General features: G+C 44.5%; 16 protein-coding genes. 11 read left to right on the top strand and 5 right to left on the bottom strand.

The features are described from left to right. A complete protein-coding gene (locus AC0VYI_RS19265) occupies positions 1-201 on the top strand; it encodes a hypothetical protein (RefSeq protein ID WP_199474346.1) in 201 nt (66 codons plus the stop codon). An 88-nt stretch (positions 202-289) separates the two neighbouring features. On the opposite strand, the gene AC0VYI_RS19260 is transcribed toward AC0VYI_RS19265, so the two are convergent. The 5 genes from AC0VYI_RS19260 to map form a co-directional block, all read right to left on the bottom strand. Continuing rightward, positions 290-634 carry an ArsC family reductase gene (locus AC0VYI_RS19260; RefSeq protein ID WP_475444915.1) on the bottom strand — a complete coding sequence of 115 codons (345 nt, stop codon included), beginning with the start codon at positions 632-634 and terminating at the stop codon, positions 290-292. A gap of 120 nt (positions 635-754) precedes the next feature. Further along, complete coding sequence (dapD, locus tag AC0VYI_RS19255; protein WP_199474350.1) at positions 755-1,792, bottom strand: 2,3,4,5-tetrahydropyridine-2,6-dicarboxylate N-succinyltransferase; 1,038 nt, start codon at positions 1,790-1,792, stop codon at positions 755-757. 40 nt (positions 1,793-1,832) lie between these two features. Continuing rightward, entirely contained in the window at positions 1,833-3,047 is a 1,215-nt protein-coding gene (gene dapC / locus AC0VYI_RS19250) for a succinyldiaminopimelate transaminase (RefSeq protein WP_475444913.1), read from the bottom strand. Between the two features lie 6 nt (positions 3,048-3,053). Continuing rightward, a complete protein-coding gene (glnD, locus tag AC0VYI_RS19245; protein ID WP_475444912.1) occupies positions 3,054-5,747 on the bottom strand; it encodes a [protein-PII] uridylyltransferase in 2,694 nt (897 codons plus the stop codon). A 103-nt stretch (positions 5,748-5,850) separates the two neighbouring features. Next, a complete protein-coding gene (map, locus tag AC0VYI_RS19240; protein WP_475444910.1) occupies positions 5,851-6,708 on the bottom strand; it encodes a type I methionyl aminopeptidase in 858 nt (285 codons plus the stop codon). Positions 6,709-7,089: 381 nt separating this feature from the next. On the opposite strand from map, the gene rpsB reads away from it, so the two are divergent. The 10 genes from rpsB (at position 7,090) to AC0VYI_RS19190 (ending at position 17,153) form a co-directional block, all read left to right on the top strand. Then, entirely contained in the window at positions 7,090-7,824 is a 735-nt protein-coding gene (gene rpsB / locus AC0VYI_RS19235; protein ID WP_199474354.1) for a 30S ribosomal protein S2, read from the top strand. Between the two features lie 86 nt (positions 7,825-7,910). Continuing rightward, the gene (gene tsf, locus AC0VYI_RS19230) at positions 7,911-8,771 is read left to right on the top strand and encodes a translation elongation factor Ts (protein WP_199474355.1); all 861 of its coding nucleotides are present in this window, start codon (positions 7,911-7,913) and stop codon (positions 8,769-8,771) included. Positions 8,772-8,897: 126 nt separating this feature from the next. Further along, complete coding sequence (gene pyrH / locus AC0VYI_RS19225; protein ID WP_067013801.1) at positions 8,898-9,620, top strand: UMP kinase; 723 nt, start codon at positions 8,898-8,900, stop codon at positions 9,618-9,620. Between the two features lie 7 nt (positions 9,621-9,627). Beyond that, positions 9,628-10,185, top strand: a complete 558-nt coding sequence (gene frr, locus AC0VYI_RS19220; RefSeq protein WP_199474356.1) for a ribosome recycling factor — start codon at positions 9,628-9,630, stop codon at positions 10,183-10,185. Positions 10,186-10,235: 50 nt separating this feature from the next. After that, entirely contained in the window at positions 10,236-10,967 is a 732-nt protein-coding gene (locus AC0VYI_RS19215; protein ID WP_475444907.1) for an isoprenyl transferase, read from the top strand. 3 nt (positions 10,968-10,970) lie between these two features. Continuing rightward, positions 10,971-11,774 (top strand): phosphatidate cytidylyltransferase, encoded by an 804-nt coding sequence (locus tag AC0VYI_RS19210; protein ID WP_475444905.1) that lies wholly within the window; start codon positions 10,971-10,973, stop codon positions 11,772-11,774. A 1-nt stretch (position 11,775) separates the two neighbouring features. Then, positions 11,776-12,951: a 1-deoxy-D-xylulose-5-phosphate reductoisomerase gene (dxr, locus tag AC0VYI_RS19205; RefSeq protein WP_475444904.1), complete on the top strand. Its 1,176-nt coding sequence runs from the start codon at positions 11,776-11,778 to the stop codon at positions 12,949-12,951. Continuing rightward, positions 12,948-14,294 (top strand): sigma E protease regulator RseP, encoded by a 1,347-nt coding sequence (rseP, locus tag AC0VYI_RS19200; protein ID WP_475444902.1) that lies wholly within the window; start codon positions 12,948-12,950, stop codon positions 14,292-14,294. The genes dxr and rseP overlap by 4 nt, the downstream gene beginning before the upstream one ends. Before the next feature lie 10 nt (positions 14,295-14,304). After that, positions 14,305-16,626 (top strand): outer membrane protein assembly factor BamA, encoded by a 2,322-nt coding sequence (gene bamA, locus AC0VYI_RS19195; RefSeq protein ID WP_199474366.1) that lies wholly within the window; start codon positions 14,305-14,307, stop codon positions 16,624-16,626. Positions 16,627-16,658: 32 nt separating this feature from the next. Further along, positions 16,659-17,153, top strand: a complete 495-nt coding sequence (locus AC0VYI_RS19190; RefSeq protein ID WP_199474368.1) for an OmpH/Skp family outer membrane protein — start codon at positions 16,659-16,661, stop codon at positions 17,151-17,153. Position 17,154: the final 1 nt, after the last annotated feature.

Genomic DNA, 17,154 nt, shown 5'->3' with positions numbered 1-17,154 from the left:
ATGAAATTTAGTATGGTTATTATGTTAGGGCTGTTGGCCAGTGGCTGTAGCTGGCTTATGCCCCAGCCCGTTGTTGAACAATCTTATTATGTTCCTGTTATACGCTCTGATGACTCCATTAATGGATATACACCCAGTATTACGCCTGTTGTAAGACAACCGTCGTCATCTCCACAAATATACACGCCAGTCCTTCGCTAAAGCCGACCATTTTACCAATGGATCATTGTCACCTTTGGCGCTTAGCTGTATTAACAAATGCTGTGATTGGATAAACCTGAGTCCTATTTTATTGAAAGATAGCTTGATAATCAGATGGCTTGAATCCTAAGATAATCTCATTGTTTTTAATTAGCAATGGACGCTTAATGATCGAGGGTTGTTCTAGAATGGTGCTTAGCGCCAGTTCATTATTCATGGCATGTTTGGTTTCATCGTCTAGTTTTCGCCATGTGGTGCCGCGTTTGTTGATGATGCTTTCCCAGCCTAATTGCTCAAGCCACTGTTTTGCCTGTGTTTCATCCACACCTTCTTTTTTGTAGTCGTGAAAGGTGTACTCGATGTTGTTCTCGTCTAACCAGTGAAATGCTTTTTTCATGGTGTCGCAATTTTTAATGCCGTAAATGTCGACCATGTTTTGTTTCCTTATCTCATATCTGTTTAGTCATTAGTCGAATGTTGGTTTTCGTGCTGGTCATCATTGACTGCTCAAGCTTGTTTCGTTGAGCAGTCAAATCAAAATCATGATTTGGATTTAGTTATGAGTGTGTAGCTCTTCGTTTAGGGCAATGGCTGTTTTATTCGTGCGGCATTCAACGGCGCCGGTTTCGGAGTTACGGATAAAGAGCAAATCTGATTTGCCAGAGAGCTCGCGAGCTTTAACGGTTGCAACGTGCTCGCCATTACTGTCGCGAACCAGTACTTTTTGGCCAGCTGTCACATACAGTCCAGCTTCAACCGTACAGCGATCTCCTAGGCCGATACCGATGCCCGCGTTGGCGCCAACAAGGCATTTTTCGCCAATGCCTATGACGATGTTGCCACCGCCAGAAAGCGTGCCCATAGTAGAGCAACCAGCGCCAAGATCAGATCCTTCGCCAACAACGACACCAGCAGAAATACGTCCTTCAACCATGCTGTTGCCTAATGTGCCTGCGTTAAAGTTGCAGAATCCTTCGTGCATGACGGTTGTGCCTTCGCCAAGGTGAGCCCCCAAGCGAATACGGGCGGCGTTGCCGATACGAATACCGCTTGGTACTACAAAGTTGGCCATTTTAGGGAACTTATCAACGCTGAATACTTCAATAGTGCGGCCTTGCATACGGGCGGTTAGTTGACGGTCAGCAAGTTCGCGCACATCGATAGGGCCCTCGCTGGTCCATGCAGTGTTGATCAGTAGACCAAACATGCCATCAAGCACGGTGCCGTGAGGTTTTACCAAACGATGAGAGATCAGTTGGAGCTTTAAGTAAACTTCAGCAGGATTCGTTGGGGCCTCATCGGTTGCTAGGATGCACAGTACAATCGGTTGAGAAGACGCTTTCAGGCGTGAGGCCAGTTCGGCTTGCTCAATGTTGCCCGCTTTTAGTAGGCTCATGTGTAGGCGGTTTAGGTCGCTGTCATCTAGTACTAAAGTGCTGTTGCCACCTTCGTAATTTGTGCTTTCTAGTAGTGCATCGAGGGTGCTTTTTTCTACATCAATGCAGGGTGCGGAGTAGAAGACTTCTAGCCAATTGCCTTCTTTGTTTTGTGTTCCGATACCAAGACCGAATGCAAAAATTTGATCACTCATTATGTTCTCCGTTGAGTTACTTTAAGGGGATAGGGTTAAGTTATTGATGTTTGGTTATAAGGTGTTGATTATTGGTGATAAAATGGTGGATTCGTTGTGCCGCTTCAACACATTGCGCTTCCTCTGCAACCAGAGCCATGCGTATATGCTTGCTGCCAGGGTTGTAGCCATTAATTTGGCGTCCTAGATAGCTGCCGGGCAGTACCAGTACACTTTCTTGCTGATAGAGTTCGGTGCAGAATGTTTCATCATCTATTTCGAGTTCTGGCCACAAATAGAAGCCTGCTTCGGGTTTGCTGACTTTCATAATAGGGGTCAATATCTCTAACACACTAGTAAATTTTCGCGTATATATGTCACGGTTTTTCTCGACGTGCTCTTCATCCTGCCAAGCGACTATCGAGGCCTCTTGATGGTGAATCGGCATCGAACAGCCTTGATAAGTGCGATAGAGTAAAAAAGGTTTTAAAATGTTGGCATCACCAGCAACAAAACCGGATCGTAAGCCGGGGAGGTTGGAGCGTTTCGATAGCGATTGAAAAATTAAGCAATGGTCGTAGCTGGTATTACCTAATTGTTGGCAAGCTTCAAGGAGGCCCAGTGGCGGTTTATTGTCAAAATAAATTTCCGAATAACATTCGTCGGCAACAATGGTGAAATCAAATGTTCTGGCTTTTTCAAGTAGGTAAGCATAGTCATCGAGTGTTGTGACGCTGCCGCTGGGGTTGCTTGGTGAGCAGACAAATAGCACTTCGCAGCGTTGCCACACGTCATCACTGATGTCTTGGTAATTAATTTGATAATTCGTTTCAGGGCCGCAAGGTAAGTAGTGCAGTTCTGCACCCGCTAAAATGCCTGCGCCTTCGTAGATTTGATAGAATGGATTTGGGCTAACCACAAGGGCGTTTGATTTTTCGCCGACTAAAGTTTGTGTAATGGCAAAAAGGGCTTCTCGTGTGCCTGTTACGGGTAAAATTTGACTCTCAGGGTCGATTGCACTCAAGTGAAAGCGTTTTTTTGCCCATTCTGCGATGGCTTTGCGTAGAGGCAGTTCACCTTTTGTATTGGGGTATTTGCTGACACCGCTTTTTAGGCTGTCTGCTAACTTATCAAGTACGCACTGAGGCGACTCGTGTTGGGGCTCGCCAATGGTCAGCCGAATAAGCGGTTTCTCTGGATTGGGTGTTAGTCCTTCCAAAAGCTCAGCAAGTTTTTGAAAAGGGTATGGGTGTAAAGAGCGAATAAATGGGTTCATTTTGTCTCAATCCATGGCTTGTGAAAAACGGTCAATTTTTTCTTTTAATAGAGTGCAGATGGTGTCCATCCTTTCTGGATCGGTAATCAACCTGCCATCTTCTTCTGTCACGTAAAAGGTATCTTCTACACGTTCACCTAATGTAGCAATTTTCGCTTTATGTAGCATAATATTCTGGTTCATAAAAAGCTGCCCAATTAAGGCGAGTAGCCCTGGTCGATCTGGTGCGGTTACTTCTATTGCGGACCAAACTTCTTCAGGTTGGCTGACAAAATGTGCGGTGGCGGGTGAATTAAATATTTTTAAGATGCGTGGTGTATAGCGCTGAATCACACTTTCGTATAAAGATGGGTTGTCCAATTGCTCGGTTAGGGTTTCGCGGATAAAGGTAATGCGTCCTTTGTCCAGATGTAAGCTGGTTTCGTTGTCGTTAATGTCCATGACCACAAAGCTATCAAGTGTATAGTTGTCCGTGGTGTTGCTGATTTTTGCGTCTAATATGGTGAGCCCGAGCTGTTCGAATAGGGTAGCTGTCACCGCGAACAGGTGTTTGTTGTTTTTTGTGTAAATGAAGACTTTGCTTGCCCCTGAAAAGTTTCTTCCGCCTAGTGGACTGATTGCGACGAGAGGTTTTTCGCTCGGGCGGTGACGAAGAATGGCTTCCGTGTTCCAGGCGATTTCTTCACCATTGGAGCGAATAAAATATTCTTCCTCTATTTTGTTCCAAACATTTTCCGCATCCACAATATCAACGTTGCGCTCAATAATGATTTCCAAAGCACGCTGTTTGTGTTCGTCGCTTTGCATGTCGGCATCAATAGGGTAATCAAGCCCACGGCGCAAAGCGCGTTTGGTTTCTAAATACAGTTGGCGCATCAGGGAAGCTCGCCAACTGTTCCACATGGTTGGGTTAGTGGCATTGATGTCGGCGACTGTCAAGATAAAGAGATAATCTAGGTGCTCTTGATCTTTAACATAACTTGCAAATTCCCAAATGACTTCAGGATCAGAGATGTCCTTACGTTGTGCGGTTACGGACATAAATAGGTGGTTGCGAACAAGCCAAACGACGAGATCTGTGTCTTTTTTTGGCAGTCTGTGGCGTTCGCAAAAGGCTTGTGCATCAACACAGCCAAGCTCCGAGTGGTCTCCGCCGCGTCCTTTTGCAATGTCATGGTAGAGGCCAGCAATGTATAGCAGCTCAGGTTTCGGGATATGGCGCATGGCTTGAGTTGAAATGGGAAACTGCTGCTTGGCTTCCGGTAGCCACAAGCGGCGCAGGTTTTCCACTAATTGTAGGGTATGAGCATCAACCGTATAAATGTGAAAAAGGTCATGCTGCATTTGCCCAATGATGGCACCAAATTCGGGAAGATAGCGGCCTAGCAAACCAATGTGTTTCATGGAACGAAGTGTGCTGGTCAGTCGATAACGGCTTGATATAATGTCTAAAAAGAAATCAGTATTATGGCGATTGGTTCTAAAATCGTCATCAACTAGATCTAAGCTGTCGCGTAATTGGCGCATGGTGTTGGCACGAATGCTTTTGATATCTTCTCGATTGCCTCTTAAGACATACATTTCGAGCATGGCGGATGGTGTATCTTGAAAAAGAGTGGGGCTGGTGGCTTCAAGTTGGCCATTGCAAATCTGGAAACGCTCATTGATGATCTCGATGGTGTCTTCTTCATCAATCAGCAAAAACGATTCTTCAAAGTGTTGAAGTAGTAAGTCGTTAAGTTGCTGGATGGCGGCCACGCTTTGATAATAGCCTTGCATAAAGCGTTCTACATTGCGTTTTAGGTCGTCATCCTCAAAGCCAAAGACTTTTGATAAGGTGCGTTGGTGATCGAATAAAAGGCGATCCTCTTTCCGGCCGGCAATCATGTGGAGGGCCCAGCGAATACGCCATAAATGGCCTACCGCGCCTTTGAGCTGAATATACTCATCTTCGGAAAGGAAGTTTTTATCAATCAGGGCGCTGAGTCGATGGGTATGTAAATGGCGTTTAGCTACCCAGTCGATGACTTGCATATCGCGGAGGCCACCTGGACATTCTTTCAGATTGGGTTCAAGGTTGTAGGCGGTATTTTGATATTTTGCATGACGTTGTTTTTGCTCTTCTATTTTGGCTTTGTAAAACGTGTGGCCATCCCACATGTGGGCGACATCAATATTGAGTTTTAGGTTTGCCAATAGGTCGGCAGGGCCAATCAGTGTCCTAGATTCGATTAGGTTGGTGATGATGGTGATGTCATGAGCCGCCATTTCCGTACATTGAGTTATCGTTCTGACACTATGGCCGACATCTAAATTGATGTCCCACAAAAAAGTAATGAAGGATTCGATCTTCTCATTTTCGGGTGAGGCATTATCATCCAGTAAAATGAGTAGATCTATGTCGGATTTGGGGTGGAGTTCGCTGCGACCATAGCCGCCAACAGCCAATAAACTTATGTTGTTCTCTAGGGCTAACCCTTTGGCAATCCAAGCAGCCTGTAAGGCTTCATCGTAGACTGCTGCTAGCCCTTTTACTAACTTCTCGATCGGATAAAGGGCATGGAATAGGTCATCATAAGCGGCCGTTTTTTCTTCCAGAATTGCTTTGTAGCGAGAAACCGAGCAATTAGGTTGTGATAACTCTTGTTTCTCTTCAGGAGTTAGCAGCGGCGGAGCATCAGGAAAAGCAGGAAAATCCATATGAGGCCTCAGAAAAGCGTTATCAAGATGACGGTTTGGCGATGGTGATTACAATACTTATATTTAAAAAGTACTCACGATTCAAAGAGAGCCCACGCTTCTCTTAGAAGAAGCGTGTTTCCTCAGGACGTCTTGTTAATACTTCGACGCCAGTCTGGGTGATTAATAACGTGTGTTCATACTGTGCAGAAAGTCGTCCATCTTTGGTTTTAGCAATCCAGTTGTCTGGTCCTGTGTGTTTTACCTGTTTTTTTCCTGCATTGATCATGGGCTCGATAGTGAGCGTCATACCTTCTTCTAGCACGACGCCCGTACCAGGTTTGCCGTAATGAGCCACTTGTGGTTCCCCATGAAAAGTCGTTCCAACGCCATGCCCACAGTATTCCTCGACTACTGAGTAGTGATTTTTATGGGCGTGAGCGGCAATAGCAGCGCCGATGTCACCAAGACGTACGCCAGGTTTGACCATGTCAATGGCCAAGTAAAGGCATTCTTGTGTGACGGTACAAAGGCGTTCTGCATGAGGTGCGACTGGACCAACAAAGAACATGCGACTGGTATCACCATAGTAGCCGTCTTTAATGATGGTAATGTCAATGTTAACAATGTCGCCCTTTTTCAGTGGCTTGTCATTAGGAATGCCATGACAGATGACATCATTAACCGATGTGCAACAGGATTTAGGAAAGCCGTGATAGTTTAATGGCGCTGGAATGGCCCCTTGTACATCGACTGTGTAGTTGTGGGCAATAATATCCAATTGTTCCGTGGTGACGCCTGGCACGACAAACTCTTCGAGCATAACCAGTACATCTGCCGCCAGTTTGCCTGCTACACGCATACCTTCGATATCGCTAATATCAGTAAATCGCGTGGAAGGGGCTTTGGGGGTCCAGCTGGGTACATCGCTACGGCCATTGCGGGTTAATTCTTCAATTTTGTTTAGTATTTCATTGCTCATAATAAGTAATATATCTTTTAAATGTAGGGTTGGTGTTTTGCTGCGATTTAGCGGCAAGCAATAACACAACGTAAAAATTGTCACATATAGATCGTATTCTACATGACTTAATGCCTAGAATCGCCCCTGTTAGAGTGAAAAAAACACAAACTCTTGGGGAATAAAAGCTCGCTTTTAGTCTTTAGGTTTGGGGTGAAATATGGTATAAATCGCCCGCTTGCTAGACTTGTGTCTGAGTGAAGCAAAAACTTAATGACGAAAACTAACGATCTTGCCGCATTAAAGTGAGTGTGTCTGGGGTGCCAATGGTTGCTTGAAACCTTGTCTGGCTGACGCACTTGGTTGGTAAGCTTAAACAACCCAAATTTAAAGGATAGTAAAATGCCTACAGTTTCTATGCGCGACCTATTGCAGGTTGGTTCACACTTTGGTCACCAAACTCGTTACTGGAACCCAAAAATGAAGCCTTTCATTTTTGGTGCTCGTAACAAAATTCATATCATCAACCTTGAGCACACTGTTCCAGCTCTTAACGAAGCGCTTGAGCTTGTTAAGAAAATGGCTGAAAACAAAAACAAGGTTTTGTTTGTTGGTACAAAACGTGCAGCATCTAAAACGATCAAAGAACAAGCTGTTCGTTCTGGTATGCCATACGTTAACCACCGTTGGTTGGGTGGTATGTTGACAAACTACAAAACCATTCGTGCTTCTATCAAGCGTCTTCGTGACCTTGAAACTCAAATGTCTGATGGTACTTTCGATAAACTAACTAAGAAAGAAGCCTTGATGCGTACTCGTGAGCTTGAAAAACTAGAGCTTTCTATGGGTGGTATCAAAGATATGGGCGGTCTTCCTGACGTTATGTTTGTTGTGGACGTTGATCACGAGCGTATTGCAATCAAAGAAGCAAACAAGCTTGGTATTCCGGTTATCGGTATTGTAGATACCAACAGTGATCCAGATGGTATCGATTACGTTATTCCTGCAAACGATGATGCTATCCGTGCTGTTCAGTTGTACGTTGGCGCTTTCGCTGATGCAGTTCTAGAAGGTCGCGCTGCGACGGCTGGAAATGCAGATGAGTTTGTTGAAGTAAACGAAGCGGCTGAAGCATAAGCGAACCCTATAGTTTGCTCTGGTTTCTAAAGGGGGGCATCTCGCCCCCTTTTTTAAATTTGAAATAGTATTAAGAGGATTTGGACATGGCGGCAGTATCTGCAGCATTGGTAAAAGAGCTACGTGAACGCACTGGCTTGGGTATGATGGAGTGCAAAAAAGCACTTGCAGCGGCAAACGCTGACATTGAAGTGGCAATTGAAGAGCTACGTAAATCAAGTGGTATGAAAGCAGCTAAAAAAGCGGGTCGTACTGCTGCTGAAGGTACCATTATCATGCGTGTGGCTGACGATGCTTCTTACGGTGTGTTGGTTGAAGTGAACTCTGAAACTGACTTTGCTTCTCGTGATGAAGGTTTTATTTCTTTTGCAAACAAAGTCGCTGACGTTGTGTTTGAAACAAAAGAAACCGATATGGCTAAAGTGATTTCAGGTGAGATGCTTGAAGCTCGTGAAGCGTTGGTTCAAAAAATCGGTGAAAACATTACACCTCGTCGTGCTGTGATTGTTGAAGGTGGTCTGATCAATGGTTACCTGCACGGTAATGGTCAAATCGCTGTATTGACACAGTTAGAAGGTGGTGATGCTGAGCTAGCTAAAGATGTGTCTATGCATATTGCAGCGGTGGCTCCTCGTGTTGTCCGTGGGGATGATATGCCTGCTGATGTTTTGGCTAAAGAAGAAGAAATTATCCGTGCTCAGCCTGATATGGCTGGCAAACCAGCAGAAATCGTTGACAAAATGATTGTCGGTCGGATGAAGAAATTTTTGGCGGAGAACAGCCTTGTTGAGCAACCTTTCGTTAAAAACCCAGAAGTAAAAGTGGGTCAACTTGTGAAAGACGCTGGTGCAACAGTCACTTCTTTCGTTCGCTTAGAAGTGGGTGAAGGTATCGAAGTTGCCGAAGTCGATTTCGCAGCCGAAGTGGCGGCTCAGCTTAAAGGTTAATTTTTGCTGTAAGGTTTTTATAAAAGGGGCAGTTTATCTGCCCCTTTTTATGAAACAAGCGTTATAGATAGTCGTGAAAGTGGCCCACGTCTGTTATTTTAGATAACACCATTGCCGGAGATTGAGATGCCAAAAGAAAAAAATCCAAACTACAAACGAATTTTGTTGAAACTAAGTGGTGAAGCCTTGATGGGTGAAGAGCCGTTTGGTATTGATCCTAAAATATTAAATCGCATTGCGTTAGAAATTGGTCAATTGCGTGGTATTGGCGTCGAAGTTGGGATCGTCATTGGTGGTGGTAACTTGTTCCGTGGTCAAGCTCTGAGTCAAGCGGGTATGGATCGCGTCACAGGTGACCATATGGGGATGTTGGCAACGGTAATGAATGCCTTGGCTATGCGTGATGCCTTGGAGCGTGCGAATATTCGAACCCGAGTCATGTCGGCTATTACCATGACGGGGATAGTTGAGCCTTATGATCGTCGCCGAGCAATGCGTTTGCTGAAAGAAGGTGAGGTGATGATCTTTTCAGCGGGTACAGGGAATCCTTTCTTTACAACAGACTCTGCTGCTTGCTTACGCGGCATTGAGATTGATGCTGATGTTGTATTGAAAGCAACAAAAGTCGACGGGGTTTACTCTTCTGATCCAATGAAAGATCCATCCGCCATGAAATATGATACATTAGGCTATGATGAGGTTTTGGAAAAACAGTTAGGCGTCATGGACTTAACAGCAATCTGTTTGACTCGTGACCATTCGATGCCAATTCGTGTATTCAATATGAGTAAGCCAGGTGCTTTGGTTAATATCATTGTGGGTGGCAATGAAGGTACGCTAATTAAGTGAGGAAATTATGATTAACGACATTCTTAAAGATGCAGAAGAGAGAATGGCCAAGGCTGTTGCAGCGGTTGAGTCTTCTTTTAATAAAATTCGTACAGGCCGTGCGCATCCCAGTATTCTTGATTCCGTAAAAGTGAATTATTACGGTTCTGAAACACCGTTAAATCAAGTGGCAAACATCACGGTAGAAGATGCTCGTACCTTGGGGGTTTCTCCTTGGGAGAGTAACTTGGTGCCTGAGATTGAAAAGGCCATTATGAAATCGGATCTTGGTTTGAATCCTGCTACTAACGGTAGTTTGATTCGTATTCCTATGCCAGCGCTAACCGAAGAGACACGTCGTAACTATTTCAAACAAGCCAAAGCAGAAGCGGAAAATGGTCGTATTGCAATCCGCAATATTCGCCGTGATGCGAACGGCAGTTTGAAAGATTTAGTCAAAGAGAAAGAGATCTCCGAAGACGACGAGCGTCGTGGTCAGGATCAAGTTCAAAAAGTCACAGATAAGTACGTTGCTTTGGTAGAAGAGCGTCTTGCTGCGAAAGAAAAAGACTTGATGGAAATCTAAATAAAAAGGGCAGGTACTGTCCTGCCCTTTTTATTGACTAAGGTAGAGTTATGTCAGATTTGGCTGAGTCAGAAGATCGTTCTGGCGTCGTTCCTGCTCATATTGCCATTATAATGGATGGTAATAATCGTTGGGCAAAAAAGAAACACCTTCCGAGTATCGCTGGCCACTCAGCGGGAGGGGGGGCGGTAAGACGTGTCGTTGAAATAGCAGCCAAAGCTGGCGTTAAGGTATTAACTTTGTTTGCTTTTTCCAGTGAAAACTGGAAACGTCCTAAGTCCGAAGTAGACGGCTTGATGAGATTGTTTGTACGTTCATTGAGAAAGCAGGTAAAGCGTATGAATCAGCATGGGATTCGCCTAAGAATTATGGGGGAAATCTCTGGCTTTAGTGCTCTTTTACAAGAAGAGATTGCCAAGGCTGAAGCGTTGACCGCTGAGAATAATGGGATGGTATTGGTGATTGCGGCTAACTACGGGGGGCGTTGGGATGTAGCCCAAGCTGCCAAAGAGCTGGCTAGACAGGCTGTCCTTGGTCATATTAACGTGGATGATATTGACGAAACTATGCTGGCAAAGCATATTCAATTGGCGGATTTGCCGGCACCGGATTTACTCATTCGTACTTCTGGTGAACAGAGAATAAGTAATTTTTTATTGTGGCAAACTGCGTATACCGAGTTTGTTTTTTTGCCTGTTTTATGGCCGGATTTTGATCAAACGCATTTTGATGATGCCATTTCGATTTATCAAAATCGCCAACGTCGTTATGGTGGTCGGTAAACCATGTTATTTCCTCGTATTCTAAGCGCCATTGTGATGGCCGCTCTCTTTATCTGTGCAGTGTTTATTCTTGGGCCAACCAGTTTTATGTTGGCGATGGGAGCGGTTGTCTTGGTTGCTGGCTGGGAGTGGGCGCGTTTATCCGGTGTGCAATCAGTGTTGGCCCGCCTTGTCTTCGCCATTGTAATCGCTGGGTTATGTTTTGCTGTTCATGTGTGGGGATGGCAAAAAAGTATTTTATATGTTGCTCCTTTTGTTTGGTTGATTGCCCTTTACTGGGTGGTCTGTTACCCCTCTTTGAAACTGTGGCGATTTAGTTTGAGTCGGATTGTTTTGGGGGCTTTAGTATTGACTACAACTTGGTCTGCTATGGTGGTGTTAAAAGAGTCCAATAATTTTGTTGTGTGGGTTCTGGTGTTAATGGGACTTATCTGGGGAGCGGATTCGGGCGCGTATTTCTCTGGTAAAGCATTTGGTAAACATAAATTAGCCCCTAAAGTAAGCCCAGGCAAATCTTGGGAGGGGGTGCTTGGCGGTTTGGTTTTTACTCAAATCGGTGTGGCACTGTTTTCCTATCAAGTTGGGTTTGATGTGAGAGCATGGGGGATTTTGGTTATAATCGGCTTGGTGACGGTATTTGTGTCTATATTGGGCGATTTAATGGAGAGCTTGTTAAAACGGCATGAGTCCATGAAAGATTCCAGTCATCTTATTCCGGGCCATGGCGGTGTAATGGATAGAGTGGATAGCCTGACTGCCGCCGCTCCCATTTTTGTCTTGCTTTTAACGATCTTTGGGTGGCTGTAATATGCAAGGTATTTGTTTGTTAGGGGCGACTGGCTCTATTGGTCAAAGCACACTGGATATTATTGAGCAGCACCCTGATAAATTTTTCTTGGCTTGCGCGTCGGCCAACGAAAGTGTTGAGAAAATGGCAGATATTTGCCGCCGTTTTTTGCCAAAGCGGATTGTCATGGGGACGCAGGCGGCTAGAGATCGCGTAGCAGCTCTGTGCGATGGTTTGCCTATTTCTTTTGAGTTTGGCAGTGACGCGTTAGACAGTATTGCTGAAGACAGTCAAGTTGATCAAGTGATGGCCTCTATTATGGGGTTTGCTGGGCTTAAGCCAACCCTCGCGGGTATTCGAGCCAAAAAACGCATTTTGTTAGCGAACAAAGAAGCGTTAGTGACTGCTGGGCAGTTGTTTATGGATGAGGTGGCTAAGTATGGTGTGACTTTGTTGCCGATTGATAGTGAGCATAACGCTATTTTCCAGAGCCTACCTCAGGATGAACATGGGGCCCATAAGCGAGACTTTAGTAAAATTATTTTGACTGCTTCCGGTGGGCCATTTCGACGCTGGTCATTAGAGGCGATGAAAGAGGTGACATTGGCGCAAGCGTGTGCTCATCCCAAGTGGTCTATGGGACAAAAGATTTCCATTGATTCGGCCAGTTTGATGAATAAGGGCCTTGAGTTAATCGAAGCGTGTTGGCTATTTAATGTCACGCCAAAAGAAGTGGATGTAGTTGTCCACCCAGAAAGCATTATTCATTCCATGGTGTCTTATCGAGATGGGTCTGTGATTGCGCAAATGGGTAATCCTGATATGAGGGTGCCTATTGCTTATGGCATGACTTGGCCCAATAGAGTGGAAACCAATGTTGAACCATTGGATTTTGTGAAAGTGGCGTCGTTGCATTTTGAAGCGCCCGATTTAGAACGCTTTCCTAACTTACAGCTTGCGGCGGAGGCTTGGTATCTTGGTGGGACCGCAATGGCGGTTCTTAACGCAGCAAATGAGGTTGCAGTTGATGCGTTTGCTAAGGGCCATATCCGATTTTTGGATATCGCTACGGTAAATCGGGCGGTTTTACATTCTGCTGACATTCAATCCGTTGATTCCCTTGATATTGTGTTTGCAGCGGATAAAGTAGCACGGGTAATGACGAAACAGTATATTGCTGAGAGAAACTGGATATGATCGAAAGTATTTTGTCGATTGTCGTTGCCTTAGGGGTGTTGATCACCTTTCATGAATTTGGACATTTTTTTATCGCGCGCTGCTGTGGAGTGAAAGTACTGCGCTTTTCGGTCGGTTTTGGCAAGCCCATTCTTCGTTATGTAGGAAAAACTGGAACAGAGTATACCTTGGCGATGATCCCATTAGGCGGGTATGTTCGTATGTTGGATGGACGCGAAGGCAATGTTCCTGAATCGCTAAAAGAACAGGCCTTTGACCATAAACCTGTTTGGCAGCGAATTGCGATTGTCGCCGCAGGTCCCATTGCTAATTTTATTTTGGCCATCCTTATCTACGCCTTAGTCGCGTTAATGGGGATTCAGTATCTGGTCCCAAAAGTCGGTAATGTGCTGCCCGATTCACCTGTTTCGCAAACTCATCTGCGTCCCGGTGATGAGTTGCTCGCGATTGATAATAAGCCTGTCTCTTCATGGGAAGATGTAAATTTAGTGTTAGCGGACTTGATTGGTGATAGTGGAACCATTACCGTTCGCTACCAAGCTGATGAAAAGTCAGCAAAGCAAGAAGATAAAATCCTTGTAAATCGTTGGATGGCGGGTAAAGAGCCAACAAACTTGATTGCCTCTTTTGGGTTACAGCCTTGGCAGCCTAAAGTGGAGCCCGTTATTGCGCAAGTATTGAAGGATGGTGCCGCGAAAAAAGCGGGTTTTCAAGTCAAGGATAAGGTCATAAAGGTTGATAATCAGCCCGTGACGGATTGGGAGCAATTTGTTCAGCTGGTTCAGAATCACCCAGGTTCAAGCTTGTCGGTAACGGTCGATCGGGCAGGTCGTCAGGTGAATTTAACCCTGATACCTCAATCTGTCGCCCGAGGTAATACCGATGTTGGGTATGCTGGGTTGGCGGTCGTTCCTCCAACGTGGGATCCGGGATTGATTCGAGAGCGTGAATTTGGTCTGCTTCAGTCACTTGTTTATGGTGCCGATCAAACGTGGAAGATGGTATCGTTAACAGTTTCTTCTATTGGGAAAATGCTGCATGGGCTAATTTCTATTGACAATTTGTCTGGCCCTATCACCATTGCAAAAGTAGCAAGTGCTTCTGCCGAGTCTGGTTTGCAATCATTTTTGACGTTTATGGCGTATCTAAGTGTGAGTTTAGGTGTGCTTAATTTATTACCTATTCCCGTGTTAGATGGGGGGCATTTGGTATTTTTTGGCATTGAAGCGATTCGTCGTAAGCCGGTATCTGAGAGAGTTCAGGGGCTGGCTTATCGCGTTGGGGCTTCTCTATTGTTTACTTTGATGGCAATCGCCATTTTTAACGATATTGCCCGTTTGTAGAGAGGTATTTGTGAAAGTCGTTTCAGCTGTATTGTTGGCTTTAATAAGCGTGCAAAGTGTCGCGAAAAATGTAGAGGATGTTCGTATTGATGGCTTGGTTCAAATGCCATCAACTAGGGCTTTTGATCTTATCGGTTTTCAGCAAGGGCAACCTTATGATTCTGATGAAGTCTATAAAGCAATTAAATCGCTTTTTGGTACGGGGTACTTTAGTAATATTGATGCTTACGAAAATAAAAAGGGCGTGCTGATTTTTAAAGTGGTGGAGCGTCCTTCTATCGGTAATTTAACCATCAAGGGTAATGAGCTGATAAAAACTAAAGACTTAAAGCGCGGTTTAAAATTATCTGGCTTAGAGGTTGGGGAGATTTATAAGCCCGAAACCTTAAATAAAATTCAGCAAGAGCTTCAGCGCCAATACTATGCGCTGGGACGTTATAGTGCCAAAGTCGATGTGACGACAACAAAAATGCCGCGTAATCGTGTCGATGTTGCTATTAAAATTGATGAGGGAAAAACGGCCAAAATCGTTCACCTCAATATTATTGGTAATAAGCATTTTACTGATGAACAACTCACAAAAGATTTTAAGTCCGGTATTGAAGGTGCTTCTTGGAACCCCTTTAGTTCTGCGGATGAATACACTAAAGCGAAGCTGCAAGGGGATTTAGACAGTCTTAAAAGTTTTTACCTTGATCGCGGCTATTTGGATTTCCAGATCGTGTCGAGCCAAGTGAGTGTGTCTCCAGATAAGCGTAATGTCTACATCGTTATCAATGTGAGCGAGGGTCAGCCTTATACAATTAATAAGGTTTCACTGAATGGTAGCCTGCCAATTTCAGAAGATTTGGTCTGGAAACAGATCGATCAGAAAAAAGGGGATTTGTTCTCGCGCAGTAAAGTGACCAAGACCATTGAAGATATTACCAATAAGTTAGGGGATTTTGGCTATCTGTTTGCTAATGTGAATGTGATTCCGGAAAAGCTACCTGATCATAAGGTGAATCTGACTTACCAAATTTCGCCGGGACCAAAAGTGTATGTTCGCCGCATCGTGTTTAGCGGTAACAGTGAGACACAAGATGAAGTATTGCGCCGTGAAATGACACAGTTTGAAGGGGCATTGGCAACACGCTCTGAAATTGAAGACTCGAAGCGTCGAATTGAGCGTCTTGGTTTCTTTAGTAATGTGGATGTTAAAACACGTCGTGTGCCTGGAACAACCGATGAGGTGGATTTGGATGTATCGGTAGAAGAGCAGGCTTCCGGGAGTATTCAGGCGAGTATTGGTTTCTCTGACTCTGATGGGGTTGTACTAGGTTTTGGTATTTCTAAATCCAATTTCTTAGGCACAGGTAATAAGCTTGCTTTTAATGCGCAGCGTTCGAATAAAACATCGAACTATGCGATTAATTACACTAATCCGTATTTTACCGTGAATGGGGTTAGCCGAGGCGTACAGCTGTTCTATCAAACTAGTGATTATGCCGCTGATGATGTTGAGGATTATCAATTAGATGAAATTGGGCTGGGTTTAAGCTACGGTTATCCTATTTCTGATACGCAGCGTTTGACCTTCGGTACAACGGTGAAGAAAACCACCGTTAAGCTTGGCTCTACGCCGTCGCTTGAAACCAGTTCTTATATCGATAAATACGGCAATACTTATAATGATGTGTTGGGGTCCATTACTTGGTCAGATAGTGATTTGATTGGTGGTGTACTGCCGACGAACGGTTATTCGACTTCGGCGAGTTTGCAGGTGTCAACGCCATTGGGTGACCAAGAATATTATAAAGTAGGACTAAATTCCCAGAGGTATTGGAACATTGACCATTCAAACCTCTGGTTATTCCACTTAAAAGGACGTTTGGGATATGGTAGTGGCTATGGGTCAAGCGATGAATTACCATTCTTTGAAAACTATTTTGCTGGTGGTAGTTATTCTGTTCGCGGTTATAGCGCCTCATCACTTGGGCCTAAAAACTCTTATCCACCAGGATCGACGAGTACACCTTCCGCATTAGGGGGAAATATTTTAACCACAGCGACTGCTGAGTTGATCTTCCCAATGCCTGGTGTTGAAGATCACAAATCGGTTCGGACGGCATTATTTTTAGATGCAGGTAACGTCTTTGCATCCCATTGTTTGCCTTCAAATAATATGTGTAAAGAGGGGTTTGATCCCTCCGAGTTGAGGTACAGTTTGGGGTTGAGTTGGACTTGGATTACGCCTATCGCCCCACTGTCCTTTAATATTGCCAAAGCATTGAATGCGAAAGAAGGTGACAAAACCGACTTCTTCCAGTTCCAGTTAGGGACAACATTTTAATAATTACTAATGGGTATGTGAGGAGATAAAGAATGAAAAAAGTATTGGGTGCTCTTGTTGGTTTATTCATGGTTGGTTGTGTGCATGCAAACAATGTTGCGGTTGTGGATTTTAGAGCAGCGTTGTTGCAAAGCAATATCGGTCAAAAAGCATCAGCCGAACCAAGAAAACAAGTTGCTGAAATGGATGCGCGCTTGAAAAGTGAACAAGAAAAAGTTCAGAAAAAAGCCGACGCATTAAAGCGAGATGAACTAACTTTAAGTCCAGCAGATTTAAAAAAACGTCGTATGGAGTTGATGCAAAGTGAAAACCAATTGCGTTCTATGGCAGCTGGTATGCAGCATCAGGCCCAAGGTTTGGAACAAAGTGTCATTGAGAAGTTGACACCACAAGGTGAAGCGGCACTGAAAGCCATCATTAAAGAACGTAAGTTGGATTTAGTGATAAACCGCGACGTTGCAGTGTATGCTGCACCCGATTCCGATATTACAAAAGCATTAATTGATCGTCTGAATAAAGGTAAGTAAA

This window comes from Marinomonas sp. 63XJN7_9_ISO-PGPR-S23-217 (assembly GCF_056173515.1).
Note: the sequence above shows the minus strand (reverse complement) of the source record. Positions and strands in the feature narration are given on the sequence as shown.